The following is a 15,017-nucleotide window of genomic DNA, read 5'->3' on the forward strand; positions in this document are numbered from 1 at the left end:
ATTCATCTCTCCCATTCCTCCCATTCCTCCCATTTCCTCCCGGACCTTCAAGGACTTCTCGATGACCTTCTCCCGCCGCACCGTGCTGGCCCTCGCGCTCACCGCCTCCGCACTTTCCGCGCCCCTCGTCCACGCGCAGGACAAGAAGGAGATCACCATCGGCGCGACCGCCGGCTCCAACATCGAGGTGCTGCGCCAAGGCATCAAGCCGCTGCTGGAGAAGCGCGGCTACACGGTCAAGCTGGTCGAGTTCAACGACTACGTGCAGCCCAACATCGCGCTGGCGCAGGGCGCGCTGGACGCCAACTTCTTCCAGCACATCACCTACCTCAACCGCTTCCGCGAGGACCGCAAGCTGGACATCGTGGATGTGGTGCAGGGGCCGATGGCGCCGTTCGGGATCTACTCGAAGAAGCGCAAGAGCCTGGCCGACGTGAAGGCCGGGGACCGCATCACGCTGGCCAACGATCCGGCCAACCTCGCGCACGGCCTGGCGCTGCTGGCCGACCAGAAGCTGCTGACGCTCAAGCCCGGCGCCGATCCGATCCGCGTGACGGAGAAGGACATCGCCAGCAACCCGCTCAACCTGAAGCTGCAGCCGATCGAGGCCGCGCAGATCCCGCGCACGCTCGACGACGCGGAGTACGCGATCGTCAACGGCAACTTCGCGATCTCCAGCGGGCTGAAGCTGACCGACGCGCTGCTGCTGGAGAAGACGCCCGACCACTACATGCTGGTGCTGGCGGTGAAGGGCAAGGACAAGCAGCAGCCATGGACCCTGGCGCTGGCGGACGCCTTCCGCGCGCCGGAGTTCAAGGCCGTGCTGGTGCAGAAGTTCCCCGGCTACGCGCGGCCGGCGTTCCTGCAATGAGTGCCGACGGGCAGCGGCCCGCCGCGGCGTCTGCCGCGGCCGATGAGCGTGCCGGCGCGCCAGCGGAGAAGCCCGTGCGCTTCAACGCCTTCGCGATGAACACGGTGGGGCACCAGTCGCCCGGGCTGTGGACGCATCCACGCGACGAGTCGCATCGCTACACCGATCCGGACTACTGGATCGAGCTGGCGCGGCTGCTGGAACGCGGCGGCTTCGACAGCGTGTTCCTGGCCGATGTGCTCGGCGTCTACGACGTGCACGGCGGATCGCCGGACGCGGCCTTGCGCCATGCGGTGCAGGTGCCGCTCAACGATCCGCTGGCGCTGGTGCCGCTGATGGCGTCGGTGACCCGGCACCTCGGCTTCGGCGTGACGGTGGCGCTGAGCTACGAGCCGCCGTACAGCTTCGCGCGGCGCATCTCGACGCTCGACCACCTGACGCGTGGCCGCATCGGCTGGAACATCGTCACCGGCTACCTCGACAGCGCGGCGCGCAACCTCGGGCAGACCGGGCAGCGCGCGCACGACGAGCGCTACGACCTGGCCGACGAGTACCTGGACGTCGTCTACAAGCTGTGGGAACTCAGCTGGGAGGACGGCGCGGTCAAGCGCGACAAGGCGGGGCGCGTGTTCACGGACCCGGCCAAGGTGCATGCGATCAACCATCGCGGCGAGCATTACCGCGTGCCCGGTGTGCATCTCTGCGAGCCGTCGCCGCAACGCACGCCGGTGCTGTTCCAGGCCGGCACGTCGAGCCGTGGCCGCGCCTTCGCCGGCCGGCATGCGGAGTGCGTCTTCGTGAGCGGTCCCAGCACCTCCGTGGTGAAGGGCTACGTGGACGGCCTGCGCGATGCGGTCGCGGAGTCGGGCCGCGCGCGCGACGACGTGCTGATCTACGGCCAGGCGCTGATCGTCACCGCCCCGACCAGCGCCGAGGCCCACGCGAAGCACGAGGACCTGAAGTCCCACGTTGACATCGAAGCCGCGCTGGCGCTGCTGTCGGGTTGGACCGGTGTCGACTTCAGCCGGTATCCGCTGGACGCGACCATCGACTACCTCGACACGCAGGCGGGGCGCACGGCGCTGGCCTCGTTCAGCAGCGCGGATCCGACGCGGCGCTGGACGGTCGGCGAAGCGGCCGCGTTCATCGGACTCGGCGGGCGAGGGCCTGTCTTCGTCGGCGATCCCTCGGAGATCGCGGACCAGTTGATCGCCTGGCAGGACGCCACGGGCCTCGACGGTTTCAACCTGGCCTTCGCGCTGGCGCACGAGACCTTCCGCGATGTCGTCGATCTCGTGGTTCCGGAATTGCGTCGTCGTGGTCGCTATCGACCCGAAGCGGGTGAGGGAGCCGACGTCGACGCCACGCCGAAGACCTTGCGGGCGCGGCTGTTCGGTGAAGGCGACGGGCTCAAGCCGACGCACGCGGGGCGTCGTGTCCGCCTCGGCGAACCGAGCACCGACGCAGCCGTCGAATCGACCGAACCCGCGCCCTCTGCCGCAGCGACCGCCGACGGTCGTGACCCTACGCTGACTTCCCTGGACATCCCCCTGACGGAGCCCGTCGCATGACCCGCAAGATCGATTCCAAGAACGACAAGAACCACAAGAACGACAAAAACGACAAGAACGACAAGAACGACAACAGCCATCCGACGCGTCGCGACGCCCTGGTGCTGGGCGCGGGCCTCGCGGCCGGACTGGCCGCCGGCCCGCTGCGGGCGCAAGGCACGGCGGCACCGAAGGAGCTCAAGCTCGACTACGCCTACTACTCGCCGACCAGCCTGGTGCTGCGTCGCTTCGGCTGGCTGGAGGAGGACCTGGCCAAGGACGGCTCCTCGGTCCGCTGGGTGCTGAGCGCCGGCAGCAACCGCGCGCTGGAATACCTCAACGCCGGCAGCATCGACATCGGCTCGACCGCCGGCCTGGCCGCGCTGCTGGCGCGCGCGAACGGCAATCCGATCCGCGCGCCCTACATCTTCTCGCGGCCGGAATGGACGGCGCTCGTCGTGCGTCCGGACTCCGGCATCCGCTCGCTCGCGGACCTGAAGGGCAAGAAGATCGCCGCGACCAAGGGCACCGATCCCTACCTCTTCCTGCTGCGCGCGCTGCACACGGTGGGCCTGAAGCGCGGCGACATCGAGCATGTCGCGCTCCAGCACGCCGACGGCCGCGCGGCGCTGGAGCAGGGCCGCGTCGATGCGTGGGCCGGGCTCGATCCGCTGATGGCGGCGAGCGAGCTCGATGCCGGATCGAAGCTGCTGTACCGCAACGTCGGCTTCAACACCTACGGTTTCCTGAACGTGCGCGAGGAGTTCCTGAACCGCAACCCGCAGACCGTGAAACGTGTGATCGCGGCCTACGAGCGGGCGCGTGCCTGGACGATCGCCAATCCGTCGGACGCCGCGAAGATCCTGTCCGAGGAAGCCAAGGTCAGCCTGCCGGTGGCCTTGCTGCAGGTGAAGCTGCGCAGCGATTTCTCGCATCCGCAGCCGTCGGACGAGCACGTCAAGGCATTGCAGGCGGCAGCGCCGATCCTGAGCGCCGAGCAACTCGTGAAGCCCGGTGTCGACCTGAACCGCACGATCGCGGAGCTGGTCGACACGCGTTTCGCCAACGGGCTGATCAAGGCCTGACCCCGCAGCGATGCAAGGACTGAGGGCACAGCCATGAGCGCCGATCCCGACCTCATCGCACGCGCCGTTTCGTCGCTCGGGCCGGTCTTGCCGGAACAGCCAGCGGCGACTCGAATGAGATCCGACGGGACGCGGACCGCGTGGCCATGGCCCGCGTGGCTGCTGGGCGCGTTGCCGCCGGTGGCGGTGCTCGCACTGGCGGAAGCTGCAGTGCGCTTCGGCTGGATCGCGCCCAACCTGCTGCCGGCGCCCAGCGACGTCGCCGCGGCGCTCGCACAGATGCTGCGCGACGGCCAACTGACGCAGCACGTCCTCGCGAGCACCTTGCGCGTGGCCGGCGGCTTCGCGCTGGGCGCGGGGCTGGCGGTGCTGTTCGGCGCGCTGGTCGGCCTGTCCGGTTTGGCGGCGTCGGTGCTCACGCCGAGCTTCCAGGCCTTGCGCGCGATTCCGTCGCTCGCCTGGGTCCCGCTGCTGCTGCTGTGGCTCGGTATCGACGAGGCCTCCAAGATCGCGCTGATCGCGATCGGCGCCTTCTTCCCTGTCTACATGGGCGTGTCCTCGGGCTTCCGCGATGTGGACCGCAAGCTGGTGGAGGTCGCGCGGCTGCGCGGACTCGGTCGCGTGGCGCTCGCGCGCCGCGTGCTGCTGCCTGCGGCGCTGCCGGCGCTGCTCACCGGATTGCGCAACGGACTCAGCCTCGCGTGGATGTTCATGGTCGCGGCGGAGCTGATCGCGGCGAGCCGCGGCCTGGGCTACCTGCTCACCGACGGCCGCGAAACCGGCCGCGCCGACCTGGTGATGGCGGCCATCGTGCTGCTGGCGCTGCTGGGCAAACTGACCGACAGCCTGATGGCCGCGGTGGAACAACGCGCGCTGCACTGGCGCGACAGCTTCGGAGGCCATGCATGAGCCTGTTGACCGTGTCCGTGCGCGCCAAGCGCTTCACCCGCAATGGCACCGACAACGGTCGCGATGGCCGCGATGACGGCGATCGGAAGGAGGGCGGCGGTCCGCCCGCCGTGCTGCAGGACGTCCACTTCGACCTGAGCGCAGGCGAGGTCCTCGGCCTCGTCGGTGCGAGCGGCTGTGGCAAGAGCACGCTGCTGCGCATCGCGGCCGGGCTGGATCCTGACTTCGACGGCGAGGTGCGTCTCGACGGCCGCGCGCGCCGCGGACCGGATCGCGACATCGGCGTCGTGTTCCAGGAGCCGCGTCTGTTCCCATGGCTGACGGTGGCTGAGAACGTCGGTTTCGACCTCGGCCAGGGACACGACGAGGCGTGGGTCAACACGCTGCTGCGCGAGGTCGGCCTGGGCGAGCTCGGCGAGGCCTTGCCGCGCCAGCTGTCCGGTGGACAGGCGCAACGTGCGGCGATCGCGCGGGCGCTCTACACGCGACCGCGTGTGCTGCTGCTCGACGAGCCGTTCTCCGCGCTGGATGCGTTCACGCGGATGCGGTTGCAGGACCTCGTGCGCGAGGTCGCGGCAAGACATGGCACCAGCCTGATCCTGGTCACGCACGACGTGGAAGAAGCCGTGCTGCTGGCTGATCGCGTGCTGGTGCTCGGCGCCGCGCCGGGCCGCATCGTGCGGCGCATCGAGGTGCCGCTGGTGCATCCGCGCGGACGCGGCAGCGCGGCGGTGGCGGACCTGCGGGGCGAGGTGCTGAGGGAACTCGAACGCCTCTCCTGAGGCGGCGCTTCTACGGTCGCTTCTACGGCCGTGCCACCAGCGCCAGCCGCGCGCCGAAGCCGATGAGCATCGCGGCGAAGGTCCAGCGTTGCAGCGTCTCCGCGAAGGGACGACGCTGCATCCACTGCCGCATCGCACCGCCCGCCAGGGCATAGAGGACGTCGAACGCCAGACCGAGTGCCACCAGCACGACGCCCAGCATCAGGAACTGCGCGCCGACGTGACCAGCACCCGCGTCCACGAACTGCGGCAGCAGCACCGAGCAGAACAGCAGCGCCTTCGGATTGGTGATGTTGGTCAGCAGGCCGCGCCACATGGCGGCGCGGTAGGCGGTGGACGAGGAACCTGCGCCGGCCGAGTCCATGTCCGGCGCCAGGCTCGATGCCCGCGCGAGCTTGAGGCCGAGCCACACCAGGTAGACCACGCCGATGATCCGCACGAGTTCGAAGGCCCAGGGCACTGCTTTGAGCAGTGCTGCCAGGCCGATGGCGGCGAGGGTCACGTGGGCAGCGCGCGCCACGCCCAGGCCGACGGTGGTCGCGAGCGCCTGCCGGCGCCCCTGCGTGCTGGCGGTCTGCAGCACGAGGACCATGTCCGGTCCGGGGACCAGGTAGACGGCGACCAGCGCGCCAATGAAAACTCCGAGATTCGCCATGACCGTGAGCCGGTTCGCCGTGTAGTGAGCAACACCTGGCACTCTATCGGCGCCGGCCGGTGGATGCATTGCGAAGTGAGTCGTCGATCGCCGTTGGATTGGCATACTCCGCCCCAAAAGCACCCCATCGAACTGATTTCATGCCAATGTTGAAACTCGACAACCTGGATCGGCGGATCCTGGCCGCGCTCCAGCGCGACGCCCGGCTGACCAACGTGCAACTGGCGGAGGAGGTCGGCCTGTCGCCGTCGCCCTGCCTGCGCCGCGTGCGCCTGCTCGAGGAGGCCGGCGTCATCCGCGGCTATCACGCGAACCTGGACCGGGCCGGCGTCGGGCTGGGCCTGACGGTGTTCGTGGGCGTGAGGGTCGAGCGCCACCAGGACGTGACCTCGACGGCCTTCCGCGAAGCCGTCGCGCAACTGCCGGAGGTGGTCTCCTGCCACCTGGTCTCGGGCGAATCGGACTTCCTGCTGCAGGTGGTGGTGACCGACCTGCCGGCCTATGAGCAGTTCCTGCTGGGCGTGCTGCTCAAGCTGCCCGGCGTCAGCGACATCCGCAGCAACTTCGCGATCGCCACGGTCAAGGCGCAGACGGAGATGCCGCTCGGGCATCTGCCGCAGGCGACGCAATGACCGGCGGCTGTTCCCGTCTCCGCTGGCAATAAAAAATGCCCCGGACGTTGCCGTCCGAGGCGAATGGGTCGTGTGCCGAACGCACGACAACCCCTGGATCGTGATTCGCGCTGGCGAGAACCGGCGCGAACCGGAGCGGGAGCCGCAGGGGGCGGCGCGCTTAGAAGCTGTACTGGGCCGACACCGCCAGGATGTCGCTGCCCACCTTGTACGAGCCCTGCAGGGTGCTCGCGGAGGGCGAGGTCAGGTTGACGCTCGTGTCCTTGATGAACAGGTGCGTGTACCCCACGCTGTAGGCCAGCTGCTTGCTCGTGCGCCACGTCGCGCCGAGCGACAGCCACCGGCGGCTGACATCGGGCACGCGGACATCGCGCACCGCATCGGTGACCGGCGTCTGGTCGTAGGCGAAGCCGCCGCGGAAGGTCCAGGCGTCGTTCATCCGGTACTCCGTACCCACCGAGTAGAACGACGAATCCCGATAGCCGAAGTCCAGCGTCTGGTTGGGCAGGTTGGACGCGAAGTCCAGCACCACCTTGTCGAACTTGTGCCACGCGGTGCGCGAGTAGTCGGCCATCACCGTCCATTGCGGGCTGAGCCGCTGGCTGACGCTGAGCGTCCATGACGCCGGCATCGTCAGCTCGGTGTCCACCGTGGTGTTCACGAAGGTGTTGGGGGCCGCCACCGACAGCACCGCGTTGGCCGCGGCGGGAATCGAGAAGCGCGCGTCCACGCCCTTGGCCTTGTGCTTGACCTCGGAGCGGTAGGCCAGGCCCACCGTCGTGCCGTCGACGGGGCGCAGCAAGGCGCCCAGCGTGTAGCCGACCTCCGTGTTGTCGCCTTCGACATCGAGGGTCCCGTCCGCGCTGGTGGGCAGGAAGCCCGGCACGCGGGCGGCCGCCAGCTGTGCGCCGAAGTCGACGGCATTGCGCAGTTTGACGTCCAGGCGCTCCGCAAACACGGAGGCACCCAGCGACAGGACGTCATTGACCTTGTAGGCGCCCGACACGCCGACGTCGATCACCTTCAGCGAGGTCTTCACGCCCTGGTAGCGTCCCACCCAGCCGTCGTCGTACTCGGTCTTGAATCCGAAAGGGGCGGTCACGGAGAACCCCAGATGGATCCGGTCCGTGACCGGCGTGTGGAAGTACAGCGAGGGGATCACCGCGGTCTGACCCGCATCGCCGCCATTCCCGCCCGACAGGGGACGGCCCAGCGCATCCCGGCCCGAGCCGTCGAACTTGGCCGAGTAGCTCACGACCGCGGCGTCCGCCTGGACGAGCCGCCCATCGAGCAGCGTCATCGCGGCGGGGTTGTTGGCGATCACGGAGGCATCCCCGCCCTCGCTGATCGACCCCGCGAAGGCGCGTCCCTGGGCGGCGGCACTCTGCTCCTTGAGTTTGAAGGCCGCGGCATGGCCGAGGCTGGCACAGGCAAGACCTGCCACCAGCGCGAGCACGGAACGGGCATGGACCTCGATCAACTTCATTCGTCTGTCTCCAATCTTTGGACTTCAATGATTATGTTTGTAATCCAAAAAGTCAACGTTTAAATGATGATCGGCATCTATGTATAGTGACCCTCTCGCACGCATCCACAGGCACGGCGACAGATGAAAGTCAGCAAGGCACAGGCGCAGGCCAACCGGGAGCACGTGGTCCGGACGGCGTCCAGCGTGTTCCGTGAGCGGGGCTACGACGGCATCGGCGTCGTCGACCTGATGGCCGCGGCGGGCTTCACGCACGGCGGCTTCTACAAGCAGTTCCAGTCCAAGGCCGAGCTGATGGCGGAGTCGGCGGCCTGCGGCATCGCACAGACCGCGGAGCTGACCGCGGGCATGGCGGCGGCAGACTTCGTCCGGTTCTATCTGTCGCGCGAGCACCGCGACACGCCGGGGATGGGATGCACGATGGCGGCGCTCGGGGGCGACGCGGCGCGCCAGCCCGAGGCGGTGCGCACGACGTTCGCCGACGGCGTCGAGCGCTTGCTGGCTGCGCTGAACCTGGAGGGCACGACGCTCGAGAACGCGAACGCCGACGAGGTGCGCGCCCGGTGCCTCGGCATGTTCGCGCGTGCGATCGGCGCGATCGTCATGTCGCGCGCCTGCCCGGACGACTCGCCGCTGGCGGATGAGATCCTGGCCACCTGCCGCGATGAGATCCTGGCGTCGCTCGTTCCGGCGGAGAAGCCGGCGGCACCGGCGCGCAAGCGAAGCAAGGGCTGAACGGAAGGGGCGAAAGGCGTCGATAGCCGCAAAGCGCGTAAGCATCGGCGATCTCCTTCGTTCGGCGAGGGAGGGGCGGTTCGCAGAATGAGGCGGTTCCTGCTTCATCTCCCCCCGCCATGACCGCCTCCGCCACCGCCTCGACCCCCGACGTCCCGGGCTCGCCCGTCCTGCTCATCGCCGCGAGCCCCAGCGTGAAGTCGCGCTCGGGCGCCTTGCTCGGCGCCGCCGCGGAGCGGCTTCACCATCACGGCCTGTCGACCCGCACGCTGCGGATCCGCGACCTGCCGGCCCAGCCGCTGCTGCATGCCGACGTCGAGGACGCCGAGATCCGCGCCGCGCTGGCCGCCGTCGCGCAGGCGCGCGTCGTCGTGCTCGCCACGCCCATCTACAAGGCCGCGTACAGCGGGCTGCTGAAGGTCTTCCTCGACCTGCTGCCGCAGGACGGCCTCGCGGGCAAGAGCGTGTGGACGCTGGCCACCGGCGGGAGCCTCGCGCATCTGCTGGCACTGGACTACGGCCTGCTGCCGGTCCTGTCCGCGCTCGGCGCGCGCTCGCATGTCGACGGCGTCTACGCCTGCGACGCGCAGATCGCCAAGGATGCCGCCGGCGAGTACCGCATCAACGACGACATCGCCCGCCGCCTGCTCGCCGGTGCGTCGCAGGTGCTGGACCGCGTGCCGACCCCCCGGCCCGTCGAGCCGCTCTCGCGACCCGCGCTGGTGCTCTGAGCGCCTCCGGACGCTTCGGGCAAGCACCGAGCCTCGCACCTGCGATTCCTCCGACCCCTCCCGACTTCTCACACTCCAGGACCACGACCATGACGTTCTTCCTCGACCGCCGCGGCGCGCTCGCCTTCGCTGCCGCGCTGACCACGTCGCTCAGCCTGTTCGCCGGCGTCGCCAGCGCGCAGACGGCGGCCAAGCCCGCCGAGGTCCGCATCGGCTTCCAGAAGTACGGCACGCTCACCGTGCTGAAGGCCAAGGGCGATCTGGAGAAGCGCCTGAGCGCGCAAGGCATCGCCGTGAAGTGGACCGAGTTCCCCGCCGGCCCGCAGTTGCTGGAAGGCCTGAACGTCGGTTCCATCGACTTCGGCACCGTCGGCGAGGCACCGCCGATCTTCGCGCAGGCCGCCGGCGCGGACCTGGTCTACGTCGCCAACCAACCGCCAGCGCCGGCCGCGGAAGCGCTGATCGTGCCGAAGGATTCGGCGATCAGGACGCTGGCCGATCTCAAGGGCAAGAAGGTCGTGCTGAACAAGGGCTCCAACGTCCACTACCTGCTGGTCAAGCTGCTGGAGAAGCAGGGCCTGAAGTACACCGACATCACCGTCGTCTACCTGCCGCCGGCCGACGCGCGCGCGGCGTTCGAGCGCGGCGCCGTCGATGCCTGGGTGATCTGGGATCCATTCCTGGCCGCGGCCGAACGCCAGCTCGGCGCGCGTGTCGTGGCCGACGGCAAGGGCGTCGTCGCGAACCACCAGTTCTACCTGGCCGAGCGCGGCTACGCGGAGAAGTACCCGCAGGTCGTCCAGGCCATCATCGAGGAACTCGCCAAGCTCGACCGCTGGTCCGAGAACAACAGCGCCGCCGTGGCCGCGTTGCTCGCGCCGCAGATCGGGCTGGACCTGGCGACGACCGAGGTGGCCGCCGCGCGCTTCGCCTACGGCATCCAGCCGATCACGCCGGCCATCGCCGCCGAGCAGCAGAAGATCGCCGACGCCTTCCACGCGCTCAAGCTGATCCCCAAGCCGATCCGCATCGCCGACGCGTTGCCGACGGCGCTCCGCACCGCTGCCAAGTAAGCGACGCGCTCAGCGACTCGGCGACGCCTCGCAGGCACGACCCAGCCAACCCGCAAGCCCTCCGCCGCGGCGTCCGCCGTGGCTCCCTCACACGAGCTTCCCCCATGAAGATCCTCTGGTTCATCCCCACGCACGGCGATTCCCGCTACCTCGGCACCTCCAAGGGCGCCCGCGTCGCGGACTTCGACTACTACCGCCAGATCGCGATCGCGGCCGACAGCCTCGGCTACGAAGGCGTGCTGCTGCCCACCGGCCGCAGCTGCGAGGACAGCTGGATCGTCGCGGCCAGCCTCATCGATGCCACACGGCGCCTGAAGTTCCTGGTCGCGCTGCGGCCGGGGCTGGTGCAACCGGTGCAGTCGGCGCGCATGGCGGCGACGCTCGATCGCTTGTCCGGGGGGCGGCTGCTGGTGAACCTGGTCACCGGCGGGGATCCGGATGAACTCGCCGGCGACGGCCTGTTCCTTCCGCATGAGGAGCGCTACGCGCTGTCGACCGAGTTCCTGACCGTGTGGCGCGACGTGCTGCGCGCGAGCCACGACGGCGAGGCCATCGACTTCGACGGCGAGCAACTGCGCGTCAAGGGCGGCAAGCTGCTGTACCCGCCGATCAACAAGCCGTATCCGCCGGTGTTCTTCGGCGGATCGTCGGGGCCGGCCATCGACCTCGCGGCTGAGCAGGTCGACACCTACCTGACCTGGGGCGAGCCGCCCAAGGCCGTCGCCGAGAAGATCGGCGAAGTGCGCGCGGCCGCGGAAGCGAAGGGCCGGAAGCTCGAGTACGGCATCCGCCTGCACGTCATCGTGCGCGAGACCGAAGAGGAAGCGTGGGCCGCCGCCGGCGATCTGGTGAAGCACCTCGACGATGACGTGATCGCCGCGGCGCAGGCCAAGTTCGCCTCGATGGATTCGGTCGGTCAGCGCCGCATGGCGGAGTTGCACGGCGGTCGCTTCGACAAGAACGACATCCGCGCGGGACTGGAGATCTCGCCCAACCTGTGGGCCGGCGTGGGCCTGGTGCGCGGCGGCGCGGGCACGGCGCTGGTCGGCAATCCCCAGCAGGTGGCCGATCGCATCCAGGAGTACGCGGCGCTGGGCCTCGAGTACTTCGTGCTCAGCGGGTATCCGCATCTGGAGGAGGCCTACCGCTTCGCCGAACTGGTCTTCCCGCTGCTGCCGCTGGACGTGCGCGAGAAGCTCAGCGCGCCCAAGCTGACCGGTCCGTTCGGCGAGATCGTCGCCAACAACTTCGTTCCCGGTCCGGCCAAGCTGGCCGCGGCGAGCTGAGATGAGTGCCGTCGCGATCAAGGCCCAGGCCTCTGCCGAGGGCGAGGCCAAACCCCAAGCGGCCCCGACGACACCGGGCCGCGGCATCGGCGCGTTCAAGGGCCTGGTGCCCTGGCTCGTGCCCCTGACGGTGCTGGCGCTGTGGCAGTTGAGCGCGCAGGCGGGCTGGCTGTCGACGCGGGTGCTGCCGGCGCCGTCGTCCGTGGCGAAGGCCGCATGGGAGCTGGCGCTGTCGGGCGAGCTGTGGCGGCATCTGGCCGTCAGCACCGGCCGGGCCTTCATCGGCTTCACGATCGGCGGCGGACTCGGACTGCTGCTGGGCCTGCTGACCGGCTCGCAGCGCTGGGCCGAGACCGCGCTCGACACGACGCTGCAGATGCTGCGCAACATCCCGCCGCTGGCGCTGATCCCGCTGGTCATCCTGTGGTTCGGGATTGACGAGACGGCCAAGCTGTTCCTGGTCGCGCTGGGGGTGTTCTTCCCGGTCTACCTGAACACCTTCCACGGCATCCGCGGCGTGGACCGCGATCTGATCGAGATGGCGCGCTCCTACGGCCTCAGCGGCTGGTCGCTGTATCGCCAGGTGATCCTGCCGGGCGCGATCGCGTCGATCCTGGTGGGGCTGCGCTTCTCGCTCGGCCTGATGTGGGTGCTGCTGATCGTGGCCGAGACGATCTCGGCGCAGAGCGGCATCGGCTACATGACGATGAACGCGCGCGAGTTCCTGCAGACCGACGTGGTGCTGGTCGGCATCCTGATCTACGCGCTGCTGGGCAAGCTGGCCGACGTCGCGGCGCAGGCGCTGGAACGCGCGTGGCTGCGCTGGCATCCGGGGTATCAGGCATGAACGCTGACGTGACCGCAGACTTGATGGGCAACACATGATGAGCGTGACCGAGATCGACGTCCTGACCGAATGGCAGGATTCGCAGCCTGCGGCGCTGCCCCCTGCGGCGTCGCAACGCGAAGCCTCGCATCGTGCAGCCGTGCATCGCGAGGCCGGCGCGACGGCGCCTGCGAATGGGCCGGGGAGGGGGCAAGCCGTGGCGCTGGCCGGTCTGGGCAAGGCCTTCGGTGAGCGTCAGGTCTTGCAGGGCATAGACCTGGACATCGCACCCGGCGAGTTCGTCGCGATCATCGGGCGCAGCGGCTGCGGCAAGAGCACCTTGCTGCGCCTGCTCGCGGGGTTGGAGACGCCGAGCGCCGGCGCGCTCGAAGCGGGCGAGTCGGAGGACACGCGCTTCATGTTCCAGGATGCGCGGCTGCTGCCGTGGGCGCGGGTGCTGGACAACGTGGCGTTGGGACTGGCAGGCGCCGATGCGCGCGAGCGCGCACGGCAAGCGCTGGCGCAGGTCGGTCTCGCGGACCGCGCCGGCGAGTGGCCGGCCCGGCTGTCCGGCGGTCAGCGGCAGCGTGTCGCGCTGGCGCGCGCGCTGGTCCATGCGCCCAAGCTGCTGCTGCTCGACGAGCCGCTCGGCGCGCTGGACGCGCTGACCCGCATCGACATGCAGCGGCTCATCGAGACGCTGTGGACGCGGCATCGCTTCACCGCGCTGCTGGTCACGCATGACGTGGCCGAGGCGGTCGCGCTCGCCGACCGCGTGCTGCTGATCGAGGACGGTCAACTCGCGCTGGACCTGCGCATCGATCTGCCGCGTCCGCGTCGACGCGACGCGGCCTTCGCCTCGCTGGAGCAGCGGCTGCTCGACCGCGTGCTGAGCACGCCCGGCCGCGAGCCGGAAGTCGTCCACCAGCCGGCACCACTTTCCGTCGCCGCGCCGATGTTGCGCTGGGCGGTGTAAGGGCGCAGCGCGGGCCGTCAGTGCTTGAGGGGCCGGGGGGCTCTCCACACTGACGGCCTCGCGCGGCCACTCAATTCCCGAATGCCTTGCGCAGCCGTTCACCGGCGAAGGCCTGCGCATTGCGCGCCTTCTCCACGACGGCGGCCATGCCGAAGAACTCGTGGGTGACACCCTCGTAGTCGCGGCGCTCGACCAGCACGTCGACCTTCTTCAGCGCGTCTTCCATCTTGGCGCTATCCGAGCGCAGCGGATCCACGCGGGCGCTGATCAGCGTCACCGACGGCAGGCCCGAGAGCTTCGCGTCGACCAGGTTCAGACGCCAGTCCTTGAGCTGTTCCTTGTTGTCGAGCAGCTTGTCGATGAACCACTCGACCATCGCGCGGTTGAGCGGCTGTGCGGCGGCGTTCTCGAGGTAGGACTCGGTGTTGAGGCTGCTCTGCGTGACCGGATAGATAGCGAGCACATGCGCGGGCTTCTGAAGGTTGGCATCGCGCGCCGCGATCGCCGTGGCCAGCGCGAGGTTGCCGCCGGCGCTTTCGCCCGCCAGCGCGACGCGGCTGATGTCGCCCTTGAAGCTGGCCGCGTTGGCGATCGTCCATTTGTAGGCGGCCAGCGCATCGTCCCAGGCGGCGGGGAACTTGTTCTCCGGCGCCTGCCGGTAGTCGACGGACACCACGACCGCCTGCGCCGCCTTGGCGATGCCCCGCGCGCTGGCGTCGTAGACCTGCTTGTCGGCGATGACCCAGCCGCCGCCATGGAAGTAGACGACGACGGGGAAGGGGCCGGGTCCGGCCGGCGTGTAGAAGCGCGCCGGGATCATGCCGGCGCCGCCCTGCACGGTGCCGTCGATGCTGGTCACGCCGGGCACGAACTGCGCGGGATCGGTGCTGCGGCCGTTCTGGCGCAGCAGCGCGTTCACGGCGTCGGCGACGGTGGGATTGGCGCGGGCGGCGGGCACGTCGATCTTCTCGATCGCCTTGGGCCGCAGGCCCTCATGCGCCTTCAGCACGGCGAGCATGTCGCCGTCCAGCCGGATCTTTCCCACGGTCCTGGCGATGGCCGTCTTGAGCTTGCCGGGCTGCTCGTTGCCGGTGCCCTTGCCGGCCTCGTCGGCGGCCTGCACGAAGGGCAGGGTGAACAGCAGCGCGCTCAGCGCGGCGACCTGAAAATGAAGGCGGGGCATGGCGATGTCCTTGTCGAGCGGTGCGGCGCATCCGATGCGGATGCTCGCGGCAGGCTCAGCAAACCGGGTGCCCGATCGGTTAATCTCCCGCGCGGCGCCTTGGAACGCGCCGACAAGAACGAGCCGGACCACCGGCATCCAGGGAGGATCCACTGTCGCACGACCCCGATCGAGGGAGCGCGTGAGCCTGCCTGCATGTCCACGACGGCTCGCCCCTCACTTCGACGCAGGATCTCC

15 protein-coding genes are annotated in these 15,017 nt (G+C 69.4%); 12 read left to right on the plus strand and 3 right to left on the minus strand.

Annotation, left to right across the window (positions count from 1 at the left end):
* Positions 1-61: 61 nt before the first annotated feature.
* From AC07OZ_RS00150 to AC07OZ_RS00170, 5 genes are all read left to right on the plus strand, one after another.
* A complete protein-coding gene (locus tag AC07OZ_RS00150; RefSeq protein WP_495465172.1) occupies positions 62-871 on the plus strand; it encodes a MetQ/NlpA family ABC transporter substrate-binding protein in 810 nt (269 codons plus the stop codon).
* The gene (locus AC07OZ_RS00155; RefSeq protein WP_495465173.1) at positions 868-2,442 is read left to right on the plus strand and encodes an LLM class flavin-dependent oxidoreductase; all 1,575 of its coding nucleotides are present in this window, start codon (positions 868-870) and stop codon (positions 2,440-2,442) included. The genes AC07OZ_RS00150 and AC07OZ_RS00155 overlap by 4 nt, the downstream gene beginning before the upstream one ends.
* Positions 2,439-3,506, plus strand: a complete 1,068-nt coding sequence (locus AC07OZ_RS00160) for an aliphatic sulfonate ABC transporter substrate-binding protein (RefSeq protein WP_495465174.1) — start codon at positions 2,439-2,441, stop codon at positions 3,504-3,506. The genes AC07OZ_RS00155 and AC07OZ_RS00160 overlap by 4 nt, the downstream gene beginning before the upstream one ends.
* 114 nt (positions 3,507-3,620) lie before the next feature.
* Complete coding sequence (locus tag AC07OZ_RS00165) at positions 3,621-4,415, plus strand: ABC transporter permease (RefSeq protein ID WP_495465175.1); 795 nt, start codon at positions 3,621-3,623, stop codon at positions 4,413-4,415.
* On the plus strand, positions 4,412-5,197 hold the full coding sequence (locus AC07OZ_RS00170) for an ABC transporter ATP-binding protein (protein WP_495465176.1): 786 nt from the start codon (positions 4,412-4,414) through the stop codon (positions 5,195-5,197). The genes AC07OZ_RS00165 and AC07OZ_RS00170 overlap by 4 nt, the downstream gene beginning before the upstream one ends.
* 22 nt (positions 5,198-5,219) lie before the next feature.
* On the opposite strand, the gene AC07OZ_RS00175 is transcribed toward AC07OZ_RS00170, so the two are convergent.
* The gene (locus AC07OZ_RS00175) at positions 5,220-5,852 is read right to left on the minus strand and encodes a LysE family translocator (protein WP_495465177.1); all 633 of its coding nucleotides are present in this window, start codon (positions 5,850-5,852) and stop codon (positions 5,220-5,222) included.
* Between the two features lie 140 nt (positions 5,853-5,992).
* Here AC07OZ_RS00175 and AC07OZ_RS00180 point away from each other — a divergent pair, with 140 nt between their 5' ends.
* The gene (locus tag AC07OZ_RS00180) at positions 5,993-6,484 is read left to right on the plus strand and encodes an Lrp/AsnC family transcriptional regulator (protein WP_331613542.1); all 492 of its coding nucleotides are present in this window, start codon (positions 5,993-5,995) and stop codon (positions 6,482-6,484) included.
* 160 nt (positions 6,485-6,644) lie between these two features.
* Here the strand turns inward: AC07OZ_RS00180 and AC07OZ_RS00185 are convergent, their stop codons facing one another.
* Positions 6,645-7,970, minus strand: a complete 1,326-nt coding sequence (locus tag AC07OZ_RS00185) for an outer membrane protein transport protein (RefSeq protein WP_495465178.1) — start codon at positions 7,968-7,970, stop codon at positions 6,645-6,647.
* Positions 7,971-8,093: 123 nt separating this feature from the next.
* On the opposite strand from AC07OZ_RS00185, the gene AC07OZ_RS00190 reads away from it, so the two are divergent.
* The 6 genes from AC07OZ_RS00190 (at position 8,094) to AC07OZ_RS00215 (ending at position 13,597) form a co-directional block, all read left to right on the plus strand.
* Positions 8,094-8,705 carry a TetR/AcrR family transcriptional regulator gene (locus AC07OZ_RS00190; RefSeq protein ID WP_495465179.1) on the plus strand — a complete coding sequence of 204 codons (612 nt, stop codon included), beginning with the start codon at positions 8,094-8,096 and terminating at the stop codon, positions 8,703-8,705.
* Between the two features lie 119 nt (positions 8,706-8,824).
* Positions 8,825-9,436 carry an NADPH-dependent FMN reductase gene (gene ssuE / locus AC07OZ_RS00195; protein WP_495465180.1) on the plus strand — a complete coding sequence of 204 codons (612 nt, stop codon included), beginning with the start codon at positions 8,825-8,827 and terminating at the stop codon, positions 9,434-9,436.
* Between the two features lie 89 nt (positions 9,437-9,525).
* Positions 9,526-10,509 carry a sulfonate ABC transporter substrate-binding protein gene (locus AC07OZ_RS00200; RefSeq protein ID WP_495465181.1) on the plus strand — a complete coding sequence of 328 codons (984 nt, stop codon included), beginning with the start codon at positions 9,526-9,528 and terminating at the stop codon, positions 10,507-10,509.
* 104 nt (positions 10,510-10,613) lie between these two features.
* Positions 10,614-11,795: an FMNH2-dependent alkanesulfonate monooxygenase gene (gene ssuD, locus AC07OZ_RS00205; protein WP_495465182.1), complete on the plus strand. Its 1,182-nt coding sequence runs from the start codon at positions 10,614-10,616 to the stop codon at positions 11,793-11,795.
* Position 11,796: 1 nt separating this feature from the next.
* Positions 11,797-12,642, plus strand: coding sequence for an aliphatic sulfonate ABC transporter permease SsuC (ssuC, locus tag AC07OZ_RS00210; protein WP_495465183.1), 846 nt, complete (start codon positions 11,797-11,799; stop codon positions 12,640-12,642).
* A gap of 37 nt (positions 12,643-12,679) precedes the next feature.
* On the plus strand, positions 12,680-13,597 hold the full coding sequence (locus AC07OZ_RS00215; protein WP_495466462.1) for an ATP-binding cassette domain-containing protein: 918 nt from the start codon (positions 12,680-12,682) through the stop codon (positions 13,595-13,597).
* Between the two features lie 70 nt (positions 13,598-13,667).
* On the opposite strand, the gene AC07OZ_RS00220 is transcribed toward AC07OZ_RS00215, so the two are convergent.
* Positions 13,668-14,780, minus strand: coding sequence for an alpha/beta hydrolase (locus AC07OZ_RS00220; protein WP_495465184.1), 1,113 nt, complete (start codon positions 14,778-14,780; stop codon positions 13,668-13,670).
* Positions 14,781-15,017: the final 237 nt, after the last annotated feature.

The organism is Roseateles sp. GW821-FHT09G03, from assembly GCF_059416045.1.

Bases quoted from the DNA above. Each gene is read 5' to 3' on its own strand.
- AC07OZ_RS00150 (WP_495465172.1), top strand. From the start codon at position 62: ATGACCTTCTCCCGCCGCACCGTGCTGGCCCTCGCGCTCACCGCCTCC.
- AC07OZ_RS00220 (WP_495465184.1), bottom strand. From the start codon at position 14,780: ATGCCCCGCCTTCATTTTCAGGTCGCCGCGCTGAGCGCGCTGCTGTTC.
- AC07OZ_RS00165 (WP_495465175.1), top strand. From the start codon at position 3,621: ATGAGATCCGACGGGACGCGGACCGCGTGGCCATGGCCCGCGTGGCTG.
- AC07OZ_RS00185 (WP_495465178.1), bottom strand. From the start codon at position 7,970: ATGAAGTTGATCGAGGTCCATGCCCGTTCCGTGCTCGCGCTGGTGGCA.
- ssuD (WP_495465182.1), top strand. From the start codon at position 10,614: ATGAAGATCCTCTGGTTCATCCCCACGCACGGCGATTCCCGCTACCTC.
- ssuE (WP_495465180.1), top strand. From the start codon at position 8,825: ATGACCGCCTCCGCCACCGCCTCGACCCCCGACGTCCCGGGCTCGCCC.
- AC07OZ_RS00170 (WP_495465176.1), top strand. From the start codon at position 4,412: ATGAGCCTGTTGACCGTGTCCGTGCGCGCCAAGCGCTTCACCCGCAAT.
- AC07OZ_RS00180 (WP_331613542.1), top strand. From the start codon at position 5,993: ATGCCAATGTTGAAACTCGACAACCTGGATCGGCGGATCCTGGCCGCG.
- AC07OZ_RS00160 (WP_495465174.1), top strand. From the start codon at position 2,439: ATGACCCGCAAGATCGATTCCAAGAACGACAAGAACCACAAGAACGAC.
- AC07OZ_RS00190 (WP_495465179.1), top strand. From the start codon at position 8,094: ATGAAAGTCAGCAAGGCACAGGCGCAGGCCAACCGGGAGCACGTGGTC.
- AC07OZ_RS00155 (WP_495465173.1), top strand. From the start codon at position 868: ATGAGTGCCGACGGGCAGCGGCCCGCCGCGGCGTCTGCCGCGGCCGAT.
- AC07OZ_RS00215 (WP_495466462.1), top strand. From the start codon at position 12,680: ATGAGCGTGACCGAGATCGACGTCCTGACCGAATGGCAGGATTCGCAG.
- ssuC (WP_495465183.1), top strand. From the start codon at position 11,797: ATGAGTGCCGTCGCGATCAAGGCCCAGGCCTCTGCCGAGGGCGAGGCC.
- AC07OZ_RS00175 (WP_495465177.1), bottom strand. From the start codon at position 5,852: ATGGCGAATCTCGGAGTTTTCATTGGCGCGCTGGTCGCCGTCTACCTG.
- AC07OZ_RS00200 (WP_495465181.1), top strand. From the start codon at position 9,526: ATGACGTTCTTCCTCGACCGCCGCGGCGCGCTCGCCTTCGCTGCCGCG.